This window comes from Nocardiopsis sp. CNS-639, from assembly GCF_000381685.1.
Taxonomy (GTDB): Bacteria; Actinomycetota; Actinomycetes; order Streptosporangiales; family Streptosporangiaceae; genus Nocardiopsis; species Nocardiopsis dassonvillei.
The window spans coordinates 539,599-557,888 of the sequence record NZ_KB906854.1 but is presented as its reverse complement, the minus strand read 5'-3'; the positions used below and the strand labels follow the sequence as shown (position 1 = coordinate 557,888).

13 protein-coding genes and 1 riboswitch are annotated in these 18,290 nt (G+C 76.1%); of the genes, 5 read left to right on the top strand and 8 right to left on the bottom strand.

Annotated elements, in window-relative coordinates; translation table 11 throughout:
- Window positions 1-2 precede the first annotated feature (2 nt).
- The gene (locus tag G011_RS31980) at window positions 3-1,418 is read left to right on the top strand and encodes a hypothetical protein (RefSeq protein WP_019607028.1); all 1,416 of its coding nucleotides are present in this window, start codon (window positions 3-5) and stop codon (window positions 1,416-1,418) included.
- Window positions 1,419-1,787: 369 nt separating this feature from the next.
- On the opposite strand, the gene G011_RS0102235 is transcribed toward G011_RS31980, so the two are convergent.
- Complete coding sequence (locus G011_RS0102235; RefSeq protein ID WP_019607027.1) at window positions 1,788-3,257, bottom strand: RsmB/NOP family class I SAM-dependent RNA methyltransferase; 1,470 nt, start codon at window positions 3,255-3,257, stop codon at window positions 1,788-1,790.
- A 68-nt stretch (window positions 3,258-3,325) separates the two neighbouring features.
- Window positions 3,326-4,261 (bottom strand): methionyl-tRNA formyltransferase, encoded by a 936-nt coding sequence (fmt, locus tag G011_RS0102230; protein ID WP_026337942.1) that lies wholly within the window; start codon window positions 4,259-4,261, stop codon window positions 3,326-3,328.
- A gap of 111 nt (window positions 4,262-4,372) precedes the next feature.
- On the opposite strand from fmt, the gene G011_RS0102225 reads away from it, so the two are divergent.
- Window positions 4,373-7,129 carry a hypothetical protein gene (locus G011_RS0102225; protein WP_019607025.1) on the top strand — a complete coding sequence of 919 codons (2,757 nt, stop codon included), beginning with the start codon at window positions 4,373-4,375 and terminating at the stop codon, window positions 7,127-7,129.
- Between the two features lie 202 nt (window positions 7,130-7,331).
- Here G011_RS0102225 and G011_RS0102220 read toward each other — a convergent pair whose 3' ends face one another.
- The 6 genes from G011_RS0102220 to G011_RS0102190 form a co-directional block, all read right to left on the bottom strand.
- A complete protein-coding gene (locus G011_RS0102220; protein ID WP_019607024.1) occupies window positions 7,332-7,871 on the bottom strand; it encodes a DinB family protein in 540 nt (179 codons plus the stop codon).
- Window positions 7,862-8,569 (bottom strand): SAM-dependent methyltransferase, encoded by a 708-nt coding sequence (locus G011_RS0102215; RefSeq protein WP_026337941.1) that lies wholly within the window; start codon window positions 8,567-8,569, stop codon window positions 7,862-7,864. Before G011_RS0102215 ends, G011_RS0102220 begins: the two co-directional genes overlap by 10 nt.
- A 653-nt stretch (window positions 8,570-9,222) precedes the next feature.
- On the bottom strand, window positions 9,223-11,847 hold the full coding sequence (locus G011_RS0102205) for an FtsX-like permease family protein (RefSeq protein WP_026337940.1): 2,625 nt from the start codon (window positions 11,845-11,847) through the stop codon (window positions 9,223-9,225).
- A complete protein-coding gene (locus G011_RS0102200) occupies window positions 11,844-12,659 on the bottom strand; it encodes an ABC transporter ATP-binding protein (protein ID WP_019607020.1) in 816 nt (271 codons plus the stop codon). Before G011_RS0102200 ends, G011_RS0102205 begins: the two co-directional genes overlap by 4 nt.
- On the bottom strand, window positions 12,656-12,925 hold the full coding sequence (locus G011_RS0102195) for a hypothetical protein (protein WP_019607019.1): 270 nt from the start codon (window positions 12,923-12,925) through the stop codon (window positions 12,656-12,658). The genes G011_RS0102200 and G011_RS0102195 overlap by 4 nt, the downstream gene beginning before the upstream one ends.
- Window positions 12,926-13,369: 444 nt before the next feature.
- On the bottom strand, window positions 13,370-14,719 hold the full coding sequence (locus G011_RS0102190) for an aminotransferase class V-fold PLP-dependent enzyme (RefSeq protein ID WP_019607018.1): 1,350 nt from the start codon (window positions 14,717-14,719) through the stop codon (window positions 13,370-13,372).
- A gap of 61 nt (window positions 14,720-14,780) precedes the next feature.
- Window positions 14,781-14,895, bottom strand: a riboswitch (SAM riboswitch).
- Window positions 14,896-15,109: 214 nt separating this feature from the next.
- Between G011_RS0102190 and G011_RS0102185 the strand changes: the two genes are divergently transcribed.
- The 3 genes from G011_RS0102185 to G011_RS0102175 all read left to right on the top strand — a co-directional run bounded on the left by G011_RS0102185 (window position 15,110) and on the right by G011_RS0102175 (window position 18,207).
- Window positions 15,110-15,505, top strand: coding sequence for a DUF3870 domain-containing protein (locus G011_RS0102185; RefSeq protein WP_019607017.1), 396 nt, complete (start codon window positions 15,110-15,112; stop codon window positions 15,503-15,505).
- Window positions 15,502-16,839 (top strand): CoA transferase, encoded by a 1,338-nt coding sequence (locus G011_RS0102180; protein WP_019607016.1) that lies wholly within the window; start codon window positions 15,502-15,504, stop codon window positions 16,837-16,839. The genes G011_RS0102185 and G011_RS0102180 overlap by 4 nt, the downstream gene beginning before the upstream one ends.
- Before the next feature lie 177 nt (window positions 16,840-17,016).
- Window positions 17,017-18,207 (top strand): acyl-CoA dehydrogenase family protein, encoded by a 1,191-nt coding sequence (locus tag G011_RS0102175; protein ID WP_019607015.1) that lies wholly within the window; start codon window positions 17,017-17,019, stop codon window positions 18,205-18,207.
- Window positions 18,208-18,290: the final 83 nt, after the last annotated feature.

Below are 18,290 nucleotides of genomic sequence, written 5' to 3'. Positions count from 1 at the left end.
CGGTGGGCGACCTGTGGGCGGAACTGGGCCGCAGGCTCACCGAGAGGTGGGTCAGCACCCTCGCGCTGCCCGGCGCCCTCTACCTGGCGGTCGCCACCGCCGCCTACGCCCTGGGCTGGTCCGGGGCGTGGGACGCGGGGCACCTGGCCGAGCGTGTCACCGGATGGGCCGCGGATCCGCGAGTGGACACCTTCGGCGGCCAGGCCCTGGTGCTGGCCGCCGTGCTGGCCGGGAGCACCGCCGTGGGCCTGGTCGCCCGGGGGTCGGGCTGGCTGGTCGAGCGCCTGTGGACCGCCGCGGACTGGGAGCGGTGGCCGCCGCCGCTGCGCGGCTGGACCTGGCGGTGGGTGCGCTCGCGCCGCGCGCGGTGGGACCGGCTGCGCGGGGAGGTCGAGCGGGCGCGGAACGGGGAGGAGGAGCAGTTCCGGGGCGGGGAAGCTGAACGGACACGGGACGGAGAGGAGGAGCGGGCGCGGAAGGGGGAAGCCGAGCCAACGCGGAGTGGGAAGGCTGAACGGACACGGGACGGGGAGGCGGAGCGGACGTGGAAGGGGGAAGCCGAGCGGCCGCGGCGCGAAGGCGGGGAGGGGGCTCGGCGTGGGGGCGGGGAAGTCGGGCAGGCGCGGGGCAGCGGCCGGGAGGAGGCGTTCGCGAAGGCCTACGACCGCATGGCGAGGATCTCCCCCGAGCGGCCGGAGCGCCCCACCTGGTGCGGTGACCGGATCGCGGCCGTGCGCACGCGGCTGGCCCGCGACCACCGCGCGGACCTGGCCGTGCTGTGGCCGCACCTGTGGCTGGTCCTGCCGGAGGAGGAGCGCGTGGAGGTCACCGCGGCCCGCGAGGACCTGTCCCGCGCCACCGGGCTGACGGCGTGGGGACTGCTGTACCTGCCGCTGACCGTGTGGTGGTGGCCCGCCGCGCTCGTCGCGGCGGCCGTGGCGGGGATCGCGTGGGTGCGGGCCCGGTCGGCGGCCGGGAACTACGCCACGCTGGTGGAGGCCGTCGTGCGCCTGCACGCGGTGGAGCTGGCCGACCGCGTGGGGGTCGCGCACGAGGGGGTGTTCAGCGGGGAGCTGGGCGAGCGGTTGACCCTGCGCCTGCGCGCGAGCATGCCACCGGCGCCCGTGCTCGCACCCTTGGCGTCCGTGCCCCCGCCGGTGGCCGCACCTCCGGTGGCCGCGTCGCCGGATCCGGTGCCTGTGCGCCCGCCTTCGGAGACCGCGCCTCCGGTGCCCATGCCGCCGCCTCCGGAATCCGCGTCGCCGCCCCCGGAGACCACGTCCCCGGTGACCATGCCGCCGCCTCCGGAATCCGCGCCTCCGCCGGGGTCCGCGCCGCCTCCGGTACCCGAGCCCGCGCCGCCGTCGGCAGCGGACACCACCGCCCCCGGGCCGGAGGACGAAGGACCCCCTGGGTAGCGAACACCTCGGTCGGCACCGGACGCCGCCGGACACGAGCCCGAGAACGAGGGGCGCCATTGGTAGCGGACGCCTCGATCGGCGGCAGACACCGCCGGACACGAGCCCGAGGACGACGAGCGCCCCGCCGCCCCGGACGGGTTGTCCACAGGGCTCCGCGGAAAGGCGCGCAGGTCCCTACTCTGGTATCGGGGGCGCCGCGGGCGTCCGTCGGCGCGGTGACATGCCCCCGTGTTCCAGTGTGACCGGCCGTCCCGCTCCCGCCCACTCCGGATCCCCTCCTGTGGACGGGCCCGGGGACTCCTCCGGCCCGGGTCGATGAGGGAACCGCCGCGCGAGCGGCCCCCACGGCTTCAGGACCGCTCGGACCTAGGAACGCTCGGACCTGCGCAGCAGCGCCAGGAACATCGCGTCGGTCCCGTGCACGTGCGGCCAGAACTGGACGTACCTTCCCTCCGGACCGGCCGCGAGGTCGGGCACCCCGTCCAGGTAGTCGGCGGCGCGCAGCAGCGTGAGGTCGTCGCGCTCGGAGAGCACCCGGCCCACGATCCCGTCGGTCTCGTCCAGGTGCGGCGAGCAGGTGACGTAGGCGACCACACCGCCGGGGCGCACCGCCTCCACCGCGCTCGTCAACAGGTCGTGCTGGAGCGGCGCCAGCTCGGCGGCCGACCCCTCGGTGCGCCGCCAGCGCGACTCCGGGCGTCGGCGCAGCGCGCCCAGGCCCGTGCACGGCGCGTCCACCAGCACCCGGTCGAAGGCCCCCGGCCGCCAGGCGGGCCTGGTTCCGTCGGCGACCACGACCCGGCCCGCGTCGCGCGGGGAGCGGCGCACCGCACCCGCCACCAGTCCGGCCCGCGCGGGCTGCACCTCGGCGGCCAGCAGGCGGGCGTCGCGCTGTCCGGCCAGGGACGCCAGCAGACCGGCCTTGCCGCCCGGCCCCGCGCACATGTCGAGCCAGCGCGCGTCGTCCCCGTGGGCGTCCACCCTGGTCAGGGCGAGGGCGACCAGCTGGCTGGCCTCGTCCTGCACCGCGGCCCGGTTCTGGTGCACCTCGCGGATCGCCGCCGGGTCGCCCTCGGGCAGGTAGGCGGCGAACGGCGAGTAGCGGGCCTCCTCGGCACCGGCGGCCACCAGGTCGGCGACGGTGGCGCGGCCCGGCTTGGCCACGAGGGTCACGCGGGGGCGCTCGTTGTGCGCGGCGAGCAGGCGCTCGGTCTCGACCAGTCCGTTGGCGGACCGCTCCCCCAGCGCCCGGGCCAGCTCCTTGACCATCCAGCGCGGGTGGCTGTGCACGACCGACAGGTACCCGCTGGGGTCGGTGGCGCGGTCGGGGGCGACCACGGCCGTCCACGCGTCCAGGTCGCGGGCGGAAACCTTGCGCAGGACGGCGTTGACGAACCGGCCGCGGTGGTGGCCCACGACCCTGCGGGCCAGGTCCACGGTGGCGCTGACCGCGGCGTGCGGCGGGATCTTGGTGGACAGCAGCTGGTGTGCGCCCAGGCGCAGCAGCGGCAGCGCCTCGGTGTCCACGGAGGCGAGCGTGCGGTCCACGCAGGCCTCCAGGATCGCGTCGTAGGTGCCCTGGAGGCGCAGGGTCCCGTAGGTCAGCTCGGTGGCCAGGGCCGCGTCACGGCCGCTGATGCCGCGTTCGCTGAGCAGGGCGGGCAGCAGCAGGTTGGCGTAGGCGTCGCGCTGGCCCACCGCGCGCAGCACGTCGTAGGCGACGCGGCGGGCGGGGTCGCGGGGCGGGGACTGTCCGTCCCCGCCCCTGCCGCCGCCCTGCGTGGGCTTCCCGCCGCGGCGGGGACGGCGGTACGGGGATCGGGACTGCTCGCTCAACGTGTGCTGCCTCAACAAACCGGGGACGGGACCGGCGGGCTCAGCCGCCAGGTCGAGACTACGGCAGCTCAGCGCCCCAGGCGGTCCTCGTCGCCGGGGCGCACGCCGCGCGCCCAGTCGACGGCGGCCATGGCGCGCTTGCCCTGCGGCTGCACCTCGCCCAGGACGACCGGGTGGGTGGCGGTCCCGACCAGGACCCGCTTCTTGTCGGCGTGCAGCTGGCCGGGGTCGAGCGCGGGTGTGTCGGCGTCGGTGAGGGGGGTGACCGGCCCCACCTTGAGGCGGCTCCCGCGGAAGGTGGTCCAGGCGCCCGGGGCGGGGGTGCAGGCGCGGGCCGTGCGGTCCACGCGCAGGGCGGGGGCGGTGAAGTCGAGTTCGGCGTCCTCGGGGGTGAGCTTGGACGCGTAGGAGATTCCGTCGGCGGGCTGCTCCACCGGGCTGAGCCGGTCGGCGGCGATGCCGTCGATCGTGCGAACGAGGAGTTCGGCGCCGGAGACGGAGAGCCGGTCGAGGAGTTCACCGCTGGTGTCGGTGGGGCGCACGGTCTCGGTGAGGGTGCCGAAGACCGGACCGGCGTCGAGTTCCTTGACGATCCGGAAGGTGGACGCGCCGGTGATGTCGTCGCCGTGCAGGACCGCGTGCTGGACGGGGGCGGCGCCGCGCCAGGCGGGAAGCAGGGAGAAGTGCAGGTTCACCCAGCCGTGGCGGGGGATGTCGAGCGCGGACTGGGGCAGCAGGGCGCCGTAGGCGACCACGGGGCAGCAGTCGGGGGCGATGTGCGCCAGCCGCTCCAGGAACTCGGGGTCGCCCGCCTTGGCGGGTTTGAGGACCTCGATGCCCTCGCTCTCGGCGAGTTCGCCGACCGGGCTGGCGGAGACCTTCCGGCCGCGCCCGGAGCGGGCGTCGGGACGGGTGACCACGGCGGCGACCTCGTGGCCGGAGTCGATCAGTGCGCGCAGGGACGGTACCGCCACCTGCGGTGTTCCGGCAAAGACAAGCTTCAACGTGGGTTCCCCTCCACCGAGGTCTGTCGGTTCCCCAGTTCTACCAGTGGCGCCGGGCCGCGCCGCCCGGTGCGCGGGGCGGTGTCGCACGGTTCTGGTAGACAGAGGAGGATGACAGCGCAGCCCGGTCAGCCCGACGGGGTCCTCTTCGAGCTTCCGGAACAGGAGCCGGAACAGGAGAAGGCCACGGCTCGGGCGGCAAGCAGGTCCCGCCGCCCGGCCCCACGCAGGCCCGCCGAGCGGCTGCCCGTCGCGCGCGTGGTGGTGGACACCCCGCTGCCCCACCTGGACCGGTACTTCGACTACCGGGTGCCCGCCGACATGGACGAGGCGGCGGTGCCCGGCTGCCGGGTGAAGGTGCGGTTCAACAACCGCCAGCTGGGCGGTTTCCTGGCCGAACGGGTGGAGACCTCGGAGTTCTCGGGGCGGCTGGCCTACCTGGAGGCGGTCGTCTCCCCCGAGCCCGTGCTCACCCCCGAGATCCTGGGGCTGGCCCGCGCGGTCGCCGACCGCTACGCGGGCACGCTGAGCGACGTGCTGCGGCTGGCGGTGCCGCCCCGCCACGCCCGCGTGGAGAAGGAGGCGGCCAAGGCAGCGGAGGCCGCGGAGGCAACGGGGTCCGACGCACCCGCGGAGGCCACCGGAGTCGGGTCGGGGGCCGACGCGTCTCCGGATGCGGCCGGGGTCAGCGCGGTTCCGGAGGCAGCGGAGGCCGGAGCGGCACCCGAGACGGCCGTGACCGGTGTGGGTCCGGAAATGTTGGCGCTCGGTGCGGGTTCCGGGGCAGCCGTGACCGGCGCGCCCCCGGAGACAGCGGGTTCCGGCGCGAATTCCGAGGCGACAGCGGCCGCGACGACCCCGGGGACAACGGAGTCCGGAGTGAATCCGGGGATGTCGGGGGCCGAAGCGTCTTCGGAGGCCACGGGGGTCAGCGCAGATCCGGAGACGGCGGGGCCCGGTACGGATCCGAAGACACCGGGAGCGGCACCCTCCTGGGAAATCGCGGCGACCGGAGCGGACCCGAACGAGGCCCCCTCCGTGATGGCCCCGGGCGAGACCCCCGAGGCGGTCCCGCACGGCACCCGGACGGCCCCTGAAGCCCCGTCGAACACCGCCGACACCCCGCGGGCGTCCTCAACCGCGACAGACCCGCCCTCCGGTGCGGCAACGACACAGGACACCACCGGAACGGGCCCCGACACCGCGCCGAACACCACCGACGCCCCACAGGCGTCCTCAACCGCGACAGATCCGCCCTCCGCTACGGCAGCGACACAGGACGCCACCGGGGCCGCCACCGATCCCGGCCCCTGGGCCGACTACTCCGAGGGCCCCTCGTTCCTGCGCGCGCTGCGCGCGGGCCAGCCCGCCCGCGCGGTGTGGAACGCCCTGCCCGGAACCGGGTGGGCGGACGCGGTGGCGGTCGCCGCAGTGCAGACCCTGGCCGCCGGGCGCGGCACCGTGGTCGTGGTGCCCGACGGCCGCGACGTGCGGGCCGTCGACCACGCCCTGGAACAGCGCCTGGGCGGGGGCCGGTACGTGGCGCTCACCGCCGACCTCGGACCGGCCGAACGCTACCGGCGCTGGCTCTCGGTGCTGCGCGGCGGGGTCCGGGTCGTGGTCGGCACGCGCGCGGCGGTGTTCGCGCCGGTGCGTGACCTGGGGCTGGTGGTGCTGTGGGACGACGGCGACGACGTGCACGCCGACCCGCACGCCCCCTATCCCCACGCGCGCACGGTGCTGTCGATGCGCGCGCACCGCGCCGGGGCCGGTGCCCTGATCGGCGGGCACACGCGCACCACCGACGCCCAGCTGCTGGTGGAGTCGGGGTGGGCGCACCCGCTGACCGCCGACCGGGCGACCCTGCGCCGCCGCGCGCCCGTGGTCCGTGCGGCCGGGGACGACCGGGAGCTGGCCCGCGACGAGGCGGCGCGGTCGGCGCGGATGCCGAGCGTGGCCCTGCGCGCGGCCCGCGAGGCCGCACGGACCGGTCCGGTGCTCTTCCAGGTTCCGCGCCGGGGCTACCTGAACACGCTGGCCTGCGCCGGGTGCCGCGAGCCCGCGCGCTGCGACTCCTGCCGAGGCCCGCTGGCCGTGCGCGGTTCGCACGCCATGCCCTCGTGCGGCTGGTGCGGCCGGGTCGCCGGGCAGTGGGCGTGCCCGGAGTGCGGGGTCACCCGCATGCGCGCCGTGGTGGTGGGCGCCCGCCGCACCGCCGAGGAGCTGGGCCGCGCGTTCCCCTCGCTGACCGTGCGCACCTCGGGCCGCGAGGAGGTGCTGTCGAGGGTGGCGGACGCGCCGTCGCTGGTGGTGGCCACGCCGGGGGCCGAACCGGTGGCCGACAACGGGTACGCGGCGGCGGTCCTACTGGACGGCTGGGCGCTGCTGAACCGGATGGACCTGCGCGCCTCGGAGGAGGCGCTGCGGCGCTGGCTGAACGCGGGGGCCCTGGTGCGGCCGGGCGGCACGGTGGTGGTGTCGGCCGACGCCTCGCTGCCGGTGGTGCAGTCGTTCGTGCGCTGGGACCCGGCGGGCTTCGCCGAGCGCGAGCTGGCCGAGCGCCGGGAGCTGGGGTTCCCCCCCGCGGTGGCGATGGCCTCGGTCACCGGCGCTCCCGAGCACGTGCGCGAGCTGCTCGACCAGATCGAACTGCCCGAGGGCGCCGAACTCCTGGGGCCGGTGCCGGTGGGCGCGGACCGGGCGGTCGGGCCGGACGGCGCCCACCCCACGGAGCGCGCGCTGCTGCGGGTGCCCCGGGCCGGGGTGGGCGCGCTGTCCCGGTCGCTCAAGGTGGCGGCCTCGGCGCGCAGCGCGCGCCGCGACGAGCACCTGGCGCAGGTGCGGATGGACCCGCTGCACGTGGTCTAGGCGGTGTCGGGGCCGTCCGGGGGAGCACCGGGGCCCGCCCGTCCGAAAGTATCACCGGTGTGGCACACGGGGTCTGGCCCCGCGGTGGCCTTGTACTCGTAGCGGGTTCGGGCGCCTCGGGGCCAGGCGGTCGTCGCGGCAGGGAACGCGTCGAGGGCCTCGTCCGGGGCGGCCCGGGGTCCGACGGGGGCGGCCGTAGGGCTCAGCGGCCGTACTCCGCGCGGTACAGGTCGCGCAGCGCGGCCACCTCCGCCGCGTGGTGGATGACCTCCCGGTTGACGTGGAGCACGAGGGCGACCATCGGGAAGTCCTCCCACTGGGGCGCCTCGGCGCCGCCCACCGGCGCGGCCAGGCCGCTCTCGTCCAACTCCTGGACGTGCGCGGTCCAGGCCGTGTAGGCGTGGCGCAGCCGCTGCCGGGCCTCGGCGGCGGTCGCGGGCCAGTCGGCGTTCTCCCGCGTGGCGGTGCGGTCGCCGAAGTGCCAGTTGACGCGGGTCTCCAGGACCTCGACGACGATGTGCCCGAGCCGCCAGGCGATGGTGGTCACCGGCGGCGGTTCGGGTTCGGGGACGACCGTGTCGGGCCGGTGGCGTCCGTCCGGCCCCTCGCGCACGGTCCAGGCTCCGGGCACCGGAGCCCAGTGGAACTCCTCGTCGGTGAGCCCCTCCAGGCGGGGCCACAGGGAGAAGTCCCAGTAGAACCGCAACTGCGCCAGGACCTCTCCGGTCCAGTTCACCGCCACCCGCGAACGCCCCCTCGGCGTCTTGGCGTTCGGCCCAGCCCCGCCAGGACGCCGGTGCCCGGATCGGACACGTCCTCGTCCGGATAGGGCCACCACCGCAGGTCGGCCACGCCCGGCTCGATGGGCTGGAAGGGGTCGAAGGCGCGCTCCACCGCGGCGCGGGGCGCCGGGGAGGTGAGGGCGAGGTAGCCGCCCCCGCGCATGAGGGCGTGCAGGGCGTCGATCCGGGCGGGCGGGTCGTCCGCGGTGAAGGGGCGGGTCATCAGGACGGCGACGGGCTCGTCGAAGTCGACGAGACCGGAGGTGCCGAGGCGGCGCAGGAGCGTGTCCGTGCCGGATCCGTCGCCGGAGAGCACGCGGGCGCCGGGGGCGGAGAGCATGCCCGCCGCGCCGTGCGGGGCGACGTGGACGACGGAGGCGTCGGGGGCGGTGGCGTGCACGCGCTCGGCGGTTCCGGGTACCGGGCACCCCCAGTCGACGAACTGGCGCACGCCCGCGTCGGCGGACAGGTAGTCGACCACGCGCCCGAGGAAGGCCTGGTGCAGGCGGGTGTGCTCGGCGTGCCGGGGGTCGGGACGTCCGCCCGCGCGGGAGCCGAGGTCGACCACACCGGACCGCTGGCCGGGGACGGGCACGGACCCGCGTCCTCGGAACACGGCTGTGAGCCGACCCGTCTTGGGCCCTCGGACGTTGGTCACGTTCACGCTCCCCCAGCCGGTTCGCTCGCGGGAGGCAGACGCTCGGCGGGGCGGGCCGGTCGGGCCCGGACAGCGTCGCGCCATGCCGTCAGGGCCCGATGGTACCTCCTGTGAAAGTGATCCTCAGCACACACTTGGGTGTTATGCGCCCTATTTCGCCCTTTGGGAACTCCTGGGGCGCAAGTGTTTCTGGTAAACGAACTCGGCCCCACGAACGGGGAGGGGGCGTCACGCCCCGCTCCCCCGCGGTTCCAGCAGGTCACCGACGTGTGTTCCCGGGAAAGCCCCAAGGCACGGCCGGATCGTCCGGGAAAGCGCTTTTTCTGCCGTGCTTGCCGGGAAGCGGCCTCAGGAGGCGAGGGGTCCCCCGCACCCCCGGGCTCCGGTCCCGAGGCGTCGCCCCCGACCGGAGCTTCTCCTGCCGCGCTTCCAGGGAGACGGTCCCGGGGGGCGAGAGGGTCCCCCACCCCCCGGGCTCCGGTCCCGAGGCGTCGCCCCCCGACGGGGGCGACCGCCCCTCCGTCACGAGGACCTCTCCCGGGCGGAGGCCGCCCCAATCAGAAGGCCGCCCCCACCGGGAGGCCGCTCCCGGCCGGAGGCGGTCCCCGCCAGAACGCCGCTCCGCGCGGAGGACCGCTCCCGGGGGAAGCCCGTCAGGCCCCGGCCCCGGCGCGCCACCGGTCCGCGGTCAGCCTCCTCGCGGGCAGCTCCGCGCACAGCCAGGACACCACCGCGACCACCAGCACGGTCGCGGGCAGCAGCCAGAACGGGCCGCCGGGCCACGGACGCCCCAGGAGCCCCATCCCCGCGAAGGCGAGCGGGACCGCCGAGGCCAGGACACCGGCGACGACCGCGCCGACCGCGATCAGGACGGCCTCCCTGCGCAGCAGCGACCGGACCTGCGCGGGGGTCATGCCCACGGCGTGCAGCGCGTCCGTCTCCGCGCGGCGGCGCAGGGTCTGGGCGGACAGGCGGTTGGCCACCGAGAGCAGCACGTACCCCGCCAGGCAGAGCAGCACCACGAGGTTGAGCACCGTGTTCGCCGCGAGCCCGCTCCCGGCCGCGTCCGGGGCGGTGTCGGCGACCTCCACCCCCGGATGCGCCGAGGCCAGGCCGTCGAGGACCCCGCGCACCTCGGACTCCCGCCCGGGTTCGGCGAGCACCCGCAACTCGGCGGACAGGTCCCCGGTCAGGTGTCCCCGGGCCAGGTCCCGCGAGACCAGCACCGGACCGAAACCGAGTTCGCGCTCGTACAGCGCGACCACCTCGGCGCTGACCTCGGCCCCGTCCCCCATCCGGAACGTCACCCTCTGCCCCGGCTCCGCTCCGAGGGAGCGCGCGGTCTGCGCGCCCAGCGCGACGGTGTCGCCGGTCAGCGCGCCCAGGTCGCCCCCGGTGACGCCCACGTCGACGACCTCCGGGGCTCCCGGCCCCAGGACCAGCGCGGGCGTCTCCTGGTGCAGCACCCCCTCGTCGAACGGCAGCTCGGTGGTCCACACGAGGGCGGTCGGCGTGGCGGTGGCGGCCGCGGCGACGGACGGGTCCTCCCGAACGGTCTCGGCCAGCCCCGGCGGAAGCCCGCCGAGCGCGGGTGCCGTCAGCGTGCTCGCGGCCAGCTCGCCGTCCTGTCGCTGCTCCGTCTGCGCGGCCAGCAGCGTGGTGTTGACGTAACCCTGGCTGAGTGCGAAGGCCACCAACATCGCCAGCGCGCTGACCGCGCCCGCCACCCGGTGGGAGTGGCCGTGCAGGTTACGCACCGCCAGCCAGGTCAGGGCGGACGAACGCGCGGGCAGGCGGCGGCCGAGCGCCCCACTCACCGCCCGCAGCAGGGCGGGGCCGACCAGGGCCAGCCCGATCACCGCGAGCAGGCTGGCCGAGGCCGGGCCGACCGCCGCCGTCTCGTCGCCCAGCACCAGCGCCGGGACCGACGCCCCCACCGAGGCCAGGAGCAGCGCCGCCCCCGTCCAGGTCCGCGCCCGGCCGGGAACCCGCGGTTCGGCGACGGACTCGGCGAGCGCGTCGGTGGGCGGCGCGGCCGCGGTCCGGCCGACCGCGGCCAGCGAGGCCAGCCACACGGCGAGCACCATCAGCACCGCCGTGGCCAGGGCGGGCAGCGGTCCGAACACCGGCGGCAGGCCCGGGGGCACGAGGCCCAGGGAGGCGAACCAGTCCAGCGCGACCCCGGCCAGCGGGTAGCCGCCGGCCACGCCGAAGGGCAGGGCCGCCAGGGTGACGAGGAGGTTGGGGGCGGCGACCAGGCGGCGGACCTGCCGGGGCGTGGCGCCCACGGCCCGCAGCAACGCCAGGTCGCGACGCTGGGCGGCCACGGAGACCGACAGCGCTCCGGCGACGGTCAGGCCGATGGTCATCACCAGGACACCGCTGAGCGAACCGGCCACCGCGACCAGGACACCGCGTGCGGCTCCGGCGGCCGGGGACTCGGCGTCGCCGATCCGGTCCCCGGTCCGCACGAGCGCGTCCTCTCCCTCCAGGGCCTCCCGTACCGCCCCGGTGAACCGCTCCTGCGACACTCCGGGCGCGGCGCGCAGGGCCACCAGGTCCACGGTGCCCTCGCGCGGGCCCTCGGTGCGCCCGGCCAGGTCGGCGGCGGTTCCGTCGTCGAACAGGACCACGGTGGCGCCGGTGTCCAGCACCCCGGAGAGCCGGTGGTCGCCGGTGCGCCCCGCCGCGGTGACCCGCACCCGGTCGCCGACCCCGGCGTCGGCGGCGGCCGCCGTGGCGGCGTCCAGGACCACCTCTCCCGGCCCCCGCGGCGCCTCCCCCTCCAAGGGGGCGTCCTCCAGCAGCGCGGCGGAGGACCACCCGTGGCCGGTGGTGCGGGGGTCGGCTCCCGTGGCGATCCCCTCCCCGGTGTGCACGGCGGCCGGGAATCCCACGTCGCCGACGGCGGTGCCGACCTCGGGCAGGGCGGCCAGCCGGGCGGTGAGCTCCTCGGGCAGTCCGGCCCGCTCAGGCAGGGGCAGGTCCAGGTCCTCGGACTGCTCCACCGTCTGGGGGGCGGTGACCACGGCGTCCGCTCCCCGGAGGCGTTCGGCGGGGACCGACGAGCGCAGCCCGGTGTCGGCCAGCACGCCGCCGACGGTGACGAACGCCGATCCGCCCAGGACCGCGACGGCGACGGCGGCCAGCACCCCGGCACGGCCGCGCGCCAGCTTCAGCGCGAGGGGGCCGCGTCCGCCCACGGGGCCCTGACCGCAGGCGGGGCCGGAGCCAGAGGCCGGGCCGGAAGCCGGATTCGGTTCGGGGATCGCCGTCATCGGTCAGCCTCCGCCCCGGCCGTCTCCAGGGAGGCCAGACGTCCGGCCAGGTCGGCCGCGGAGGGGGCGTGCAGGACGTCGGCGAGGCGGCCGTCGGCCATGACCGCGGTGGCGTGCGCCCGGGCGGCGGCCTTGGGGTCGTGGGTCACCATGACGACGGTCTGGCCGAGTTCGTCCACGACCTCCCGCAGCAGTCCCAGGACGCTGTCGGCGGTAGCGCCGTCGAGCGCTCCGGTGGGTTCGTCGGCGAAGACGATGTCGGGCCGGGAGGCCAGGGCCCGCACGATCGCGATCCGCTGCTGCTGGCCGCCGGAGAGCTCCGTGGGCCGGTGGCGCAGCCGCTGCCCCACCCCCACCCGGCCGACGAGCGAGCGCAGCCAGCCCTGGTCGGGGGTCCGTCCGGCCAGGCGCAGCGGCAGGGTGATGTTCTCCTCCGCGGTGAGCGTGGGCACCAGGTTGTAGGGCTGGAACACGAAACCGACCCGCTCGCGGCGGAACTCGGTGCGGCGGGGCTCGCGCAGGGAGCTGATGTCGGTGCCGCCCACCACCACCGAGCCCGAGGTGGGCCGGTCCATGCCGGACGCGCAGTTGAGCAGGGTGCTCTTGCCCGACCCGGACGGCCCCATGACGGCGAGGAACGAGCCGCGGGGAACCCGCAGCGACACCCCGGCCAGGGCCGAGACGGCGCCCTCGCCGTCGGAGTAGACGCGGTGGACGTCGGTGAGCCGGACGGCCTCGCCGTCGGCGTCCGGACCGGCGGAACCCGGTGCGGTGGAGGCCGGGGCGGCGGCCGCCCCGTTCGCGCCGCTCACCGGTCGCCCCTGCGGACCAGGACGATCAGCGCGACGAGCAAGACCAGCGCCGCGAGTCCGAAGGCCGACCCGATCAGCTCGTGGCCGAGCAGGGACAGCGTGCCGTTGGCCGTGGCCGCCCCGGCGAGGAGGACGCCGAGCAGGACCAGCGGGGCTTTGCGGGCGGGTGTGCGCCGGGGCCGGGGGTCGCGCGCGGGCACCCGCGGAACGGAGGGCGACGGGGCTCCGGCGGTCGGAGCGTCGATGCGGTAGGGGTCGTCGGACACGGCTGCTCCCGGGGTTCGGTGGGTGGCTGGACACGGCCGGCGTACCGCCCGCCGTGTCGTCTCCGACGCTACGAGGACGCGGCCCGCCGAAACATCCCGCTCACCGGTCGACCCCTGTTACAGCCAGCTGTAGTAGTACCGACCCGAACCCCTCTGATCAGCCACGACGCGCGTTCCCGGCCCCGCCCGCCGCCCCCGCCGAAACGGAGCCCCACCGACACGTGGAGCGCTCCGCCGCCACGGCACACGTACCGTCCCCCCGCCGACCGCGCCGCCGCAACGCCCTCGGGCCGGGCGGAAACGGCCGTTGGCGCCCACCGCCGCGCACCACGACGCGGACTTACCCCCGCCTCCACCGCGCCCTTGGCCCCCGCCGAAGCGGGGAGCCACACGGCGACCACCCGCCGCGGGAATCCGACGGGGCGCCCGCGCCCGGAACCTCCGTCAGAGCACCCGCGCGGGGTCGGGCACCGGGGCGAGGCGGCCGTCGCAGTCGGCGTACTCCCAGCGCGGTCCGCGGGCCACGAGTTCGGCGACCGCGCCGACGAGGCGGTCCACGTGCTCCCGTGTGGTGCCCACTCCCAGGCTCGCCCGCACCGCCTGGCCGTGCCCCCGGGGCAGCAGGTGCCGGGTGAGGGGGTGGGCGCAGAACAGGCCGTCGCGCACCCCGATCCCGTACTCGGCGGACAGGGCCGCGGCCAGCAGGTCGGCGGGCAGACCGTCCACGGTGAACGACACGATGCCCACCCGCGGGTGGTCCCCGCCCCACAGGGTCAGCTCCGTGACACCGTCGATCGCCGTCAGCCCCGCGCGCAGCCGCTCCAGCAGCGCCGACTCGCGCACGTGCAGGAGTTCCTGGGTGGCGGGGGCGAGGGTGTCGCAGGCGGCGGCCAGCGCCACGGCGCCCAGCACGTTGGGGCTGCCCGCCTCGTGCCGCGCGGGCAGGTCGTTCCACACCACGTCGTGTTCGCCGACCAGCCGCGTGGCTCCGCCGCCGGACAGGTAGGGCGCGGCCTCGCGCAGCCAGTCGGCGCGACCGGCCAGCACCCCGGAGCCGAAGGGGGCGTAGAGCTTGTGGGCGGACAGGGCGACGTAGTCGGCGCCGGTCTCCTCCAGGCTGAAGGGCAGGTGCGGCACGTACTGGGCGGCGTCCACGACCACGCGCGCGCCCTCGGCGTGGGCGGCCCGCACCAGTTCCTCCACCGGCCAGATCTCGCCGGTGACGTTGGAGGCGGCGGTCACGCACAGCAGACGCGGGCCCTCGGGGGCCCCGCGCAGCGCGGCGCGCGCGGCCTCCACCGCGTCCCCGGGGGAGGCGGGCAGCGGCAGGCGCACCACCCGTCCGGCGCGGGCGGCGGGGTGCTCCCAGGGCAGCAGGCTGGCGTGGTGCTCGGACTCGAACACGACCACCGTGCAGCCCTCGGGCACCGAGCGGGCCAGCAGGTTGAGGGCGTCGGTGGTGCCGCGCACGAACACCACGGCGTCGGCGGGCTGTGCGCGCACGCCCACGAAGCGGGCGACGCTGCGGCGGGCGCGCTCGTAGGCGTCGGTGCTGACCTGGGAGTGGTGGCCCGCGCCGCGGTGCACGCTGGCGTAGTAGGGCAGCGCCGCGGACAGGGCCTCAGCCACCGGGGTCAGACACGGGGCGCTGGCCGCGTAGTCGAAGTTGGCGTACTCGACGCGTTCGCCGGTGACCAGGGGGACGCCCTCGTCGGAGGTGACGACGGTGCACGCGGCGGCGTCGGCCGGGGACTCGGCGGAACGGGCGGCGTGGACGGAAACGGCAGTGGTCATGGAAGCACCTCTCCTGTGGGTCGTGGGACCCGCGGAGATGTCACTCCGGTAACGCCTCAGGGGTCCGCGCTTGTCCGACACGGTCGTGTCGGGACCTGGTCCTCACCCGGGGCACCCCACCGCGGTAGGAGGGTTGCCGACCAGCTAGCCGGGGCTTGACGCTGGTACTCGTGACCTGCGAGGCACACTAACACAGCCTTCCGGCTCGCGGCAGGGGGACCGGATGTGGCCCGGACCACCGATCCGCTTGACAGCGGCGCGCGCGGTGGGGACATACTTGTGCCTGCCTGCCCTCACGCCGCGGGTGTCCGGTTTCCCCCGGCCGCCCTCCAGGCGCGAGACTCCAGAGCGTCGGAGTTTTCGCGTGCCCGTGAGCGAGAGGTGTGCACCTTGTACGGCGACGACCGTATCCAGCAGGTTCTGCGCAATCCCAGGATCGTCCTGGTGTCCGGCTACGCCCGCCTGCCCGACTCGGTGGCGAGCCACTCCCAGTACCAGCGGCTCGGCGTCGTGCTGGCCGTGGACACCGCCGACGGGCGCGTCGTCGCCGCGGACACCACCCTGCTCACCGAGCTGGCCAGGGACTTCTTCCGCGCCCTGGTCGAGGGGGAGTCGGTGACCGAGGACGTCGCCGAACTGGTGCGGCGGGTGCAGACCCGGTACGCGGGCCAGTCCGGCGCCGCGCTGACCACCGCCCTCCGCCGCTGTCTGGAGACCTACGTCCAGCTCCGGGAGGGCGACCAGTTGCCCGCGGACCCCGAGGCCGGGCAGGAGGCGCGGCCGTGACCGACGACCTGCGCGCGGACGGGACCCCCGCCGGAGCCCCCGCCGAAGCCCGGGCCGGAACCGGGGCCGGGGCCGGTCCCCAGACCGGAACCGAGAGCGCGGCCGGGGCCGCGCCGCTGCCGCTGGCGGGCGTGCGCGTCGCCGACCTGTCCCGCGTGCTGGCCGGCCCCTACGCCACCATGCTGCTCGCCGACATGGGCGCCGAGGTGGTCAAGGTGGAGCAGCCCGGACGCGGCGACGACACCCGTGCCTGGGGTCCGCCCTGGGCCGGGGAGGCCGGACCGGAGGGGCACGGCGAGGCCGCCTACTTCCTGTCGGTGAACCGCAACAAGCGCAGTCTGGCCGTGGACCTGAAGGACCCCGAGGGCCTGGCCGCGGTCCAGGAGCTGTGCGCGGCCTCCGACGTGGTCGTCCAGAACTTCCGGCCCGGGGTGATCGACCGGCTCGGGCTCGGCTACGAGGCCGTCAGCGCCCGCAACCCGGCCGTCGTGTACTGCTCGGTGAGCGGGTTCGGACCCGAGCACGAGCCCGCGACGCGCCCCGGTTTCGACATCGTGGTGCAGGCCGAGAGCGGGCTCATGGCCGCCACGGGGCCCGCGGAGGGACCGGCGAGCAAGGTGGGCGTGGCCCTGACCGACGTGCTCACCGGGCTCAACGCCGCCGTGGGCGTCCTGGGCGCGCTCATGCGGGCCCGCGTCACCGGGCGCGGCGAGAACATCAGCGTGTCGCTGATCAACTCCACCCTCTCCGGCCTGGTCAACCTCACCCAGCAGGCGCTGGTGACGGGGGCCGAACCCGCCCGGGTCGGCAACGCGCACACCACGATCGTGCCCTACCAGACCTTCGCGACGGCGGACGCCGAGATCGTCGTCGCCGCCGGGAACGACGCCCTGTACCAGCGGCTGTGCGCGGCCCTGGACCGCCCCGACCTGGCCGCCGACCCGCGCTACGCCACCAACCCCGGCAGGGTGGCGCACCGGGAGGAGCTGGTCGGCGAGCTGTCGGCGACCCTGCGCTCACGGCCCGCCGACCACTGGATGGAGCTGCTGGTGGGGGCCGGGGTGCCGGTGGGACGGGTGCGCGGAGTGCTCGACGCGCTGCGCACCGCCGACGCCAGCGGCGACGACGTCCTGCGCACCGTCAAGCATCCCACCGCCGGGCTGATCGAACAGGTCCGCGCGGGGTTCCGGCTGGAGGGCACCCCGCCCCCGCTCGGCGCGCCGCCGCTGCTGGGGCAGCACTCCCGGCAGATCCTGGCCGAACTCGGCGTGGACGGGGCCGACGTGGACGCGATGGTCGCGCGCGGCGCCGTCCAGCAGCCCGACCTGTCCTGAGACCCCAGCGGACCGCACCGGATCCACCCGGCCGCGCCCCGGGGCCGTTCAGGGCTCCGCACCCGGTCCGCGGACCACCGCCCGTCCCTCCTCCGGGTCCCGCACCCGGATCCGAGGACACCGTCCACCTCCCGCACGGCCGCACCGGCCGTCAGCACCACGAAGGGACACCCCACCATGAGCGACTCCCGCAAGCCCGCCGCCCCGGACCCGCACGACTTCCTGGCCGTGGACGCCGATCTGTCCGACACCGAGCGCGACGTCCGCGACGCCGTGCGCGACTTCGCCTCGCGCGAGCTGGCGCCGAACGTGGCCGAGTGGTTCGAGGCGGGCACCCTGCCCGACCCGCGCGGGCTGGCCAGGGCCTTCGGCTCCCTCGGGGTGCTGGGCATGCACCTGGAGGGGTATGGCTGCGGCGGCTCCAGCGCGGTCGCCTACGGTCTGGCCTGCCGCGAACTGGAGGCCGTGGACTCGGGCCTGCGCAGCTTCGTGTCGGTGCAGGGCTCGCTGGCGATGGCGGCCGTCCACAAGTTCGGCTCCGAGGAGCAGAAGCAGGAGTGGCTGCCGCGCATGGCCGCCGGTGAGGCGATCGGCTGCTTCGGGCTGACCGAGCCCGACTCCGGTTCCGACCCGGGCTCGATGCGCACCCGCGCCCGCAGGGACGGGTCGGACTGGGTGCTCGACGGCACCAAGATGTGGATCACCAACGGGTCGGTCGCCGACGTGGCCGTGGTGTGGGCCGCCACCGACGAGGGCGTGCGCGGGTTCGTGGTGCCCGCCGACACGCCCGGGTTCTCGGCCAACGTCATCCACCGCAAGCTGTCGCTGCGCGCGTCCATCACCTCCGAACTGGTGCTGGAGGGCGTGCGCCTGCCCGCCGACGCGGTGCTGCCGGAATCGCGCGGCCTGGGCTCGCCTCTGTCGTGCCTGAACGAGGCCCGCTACGGCATCGTGTGGGGCGCGGCCGGTGCCGCGCGCGCCTGCTACGAGGCGGCCCTGGAGTACGCGCTGAGCCGCGAGCAGTTCGGCCGGCCGATCGCCGGGTTCCAGCTGACCCAGCGCAAGCTCGCCGACATGGTGGTGGACGTCAACCAGGCGGCCATGACCGCGCTGCGGATCGGGCGCCTGAAGGACGAGGGCCGGTGCCACCACAACCACGTGAGCTTCGGCAAGCTCTCGTGCGTGGCCGCCGCCCAGCGGGTGGCCGCGGCGGCGCGTTCGGTGCACGGCGCCAACGGCATCACCCTGGAGTACCCGGTGATGCGGCACATGCTGAACCTGGAGACGGTCGCCACCTACGAGGGCACCGAGGAGATCCACGCGCTCAGCATCGGCCAGTCGGTGACGGGGATCTCGGCCTTCCGCTGAATCCCGCCCCCGGGGCCCGCTCTCCGGTCCGGGTCAGGGCCGGTCAGCGGTGGTCCGCCGCGGGTCGCGCGCCTCCCCCCGGT

What these genes read in the sequence shown, in the direction of transcription:
- G011_RS0102205 (WP_026337940.1), bottom strand. Translation starts at nt 11,847, where the DNA reads ATGACGGCGATCCCCGAACCGAATCCGGCTTCCGGCCCGGCCTCTGGC.
- G011_RS0102190 (WP_019607018.1), bottom strand. Translation starts at nt 14,719, where the DNA reads ATGACCACTGCCGTTTCCGTCCACGCCGCCCGTTCCGCCGAGTCCCCG.
- G011_RS0102225 (WP_019607025.1), top strand. Translation starts at nt 4,373, where the DNA reads ATGACAGCGCAGCCCGGTCAGCCCGACGGGGTCCTCTTCGAGCTTCCG.
- G011_RS0102175 (WP_019607015.1), top strand. Translation starts at nt 17,017, where the DNA reads ATGAGCGACTCCCGCAAGCCCGCCGCCCCGGACCCGCACGACTTCCTG.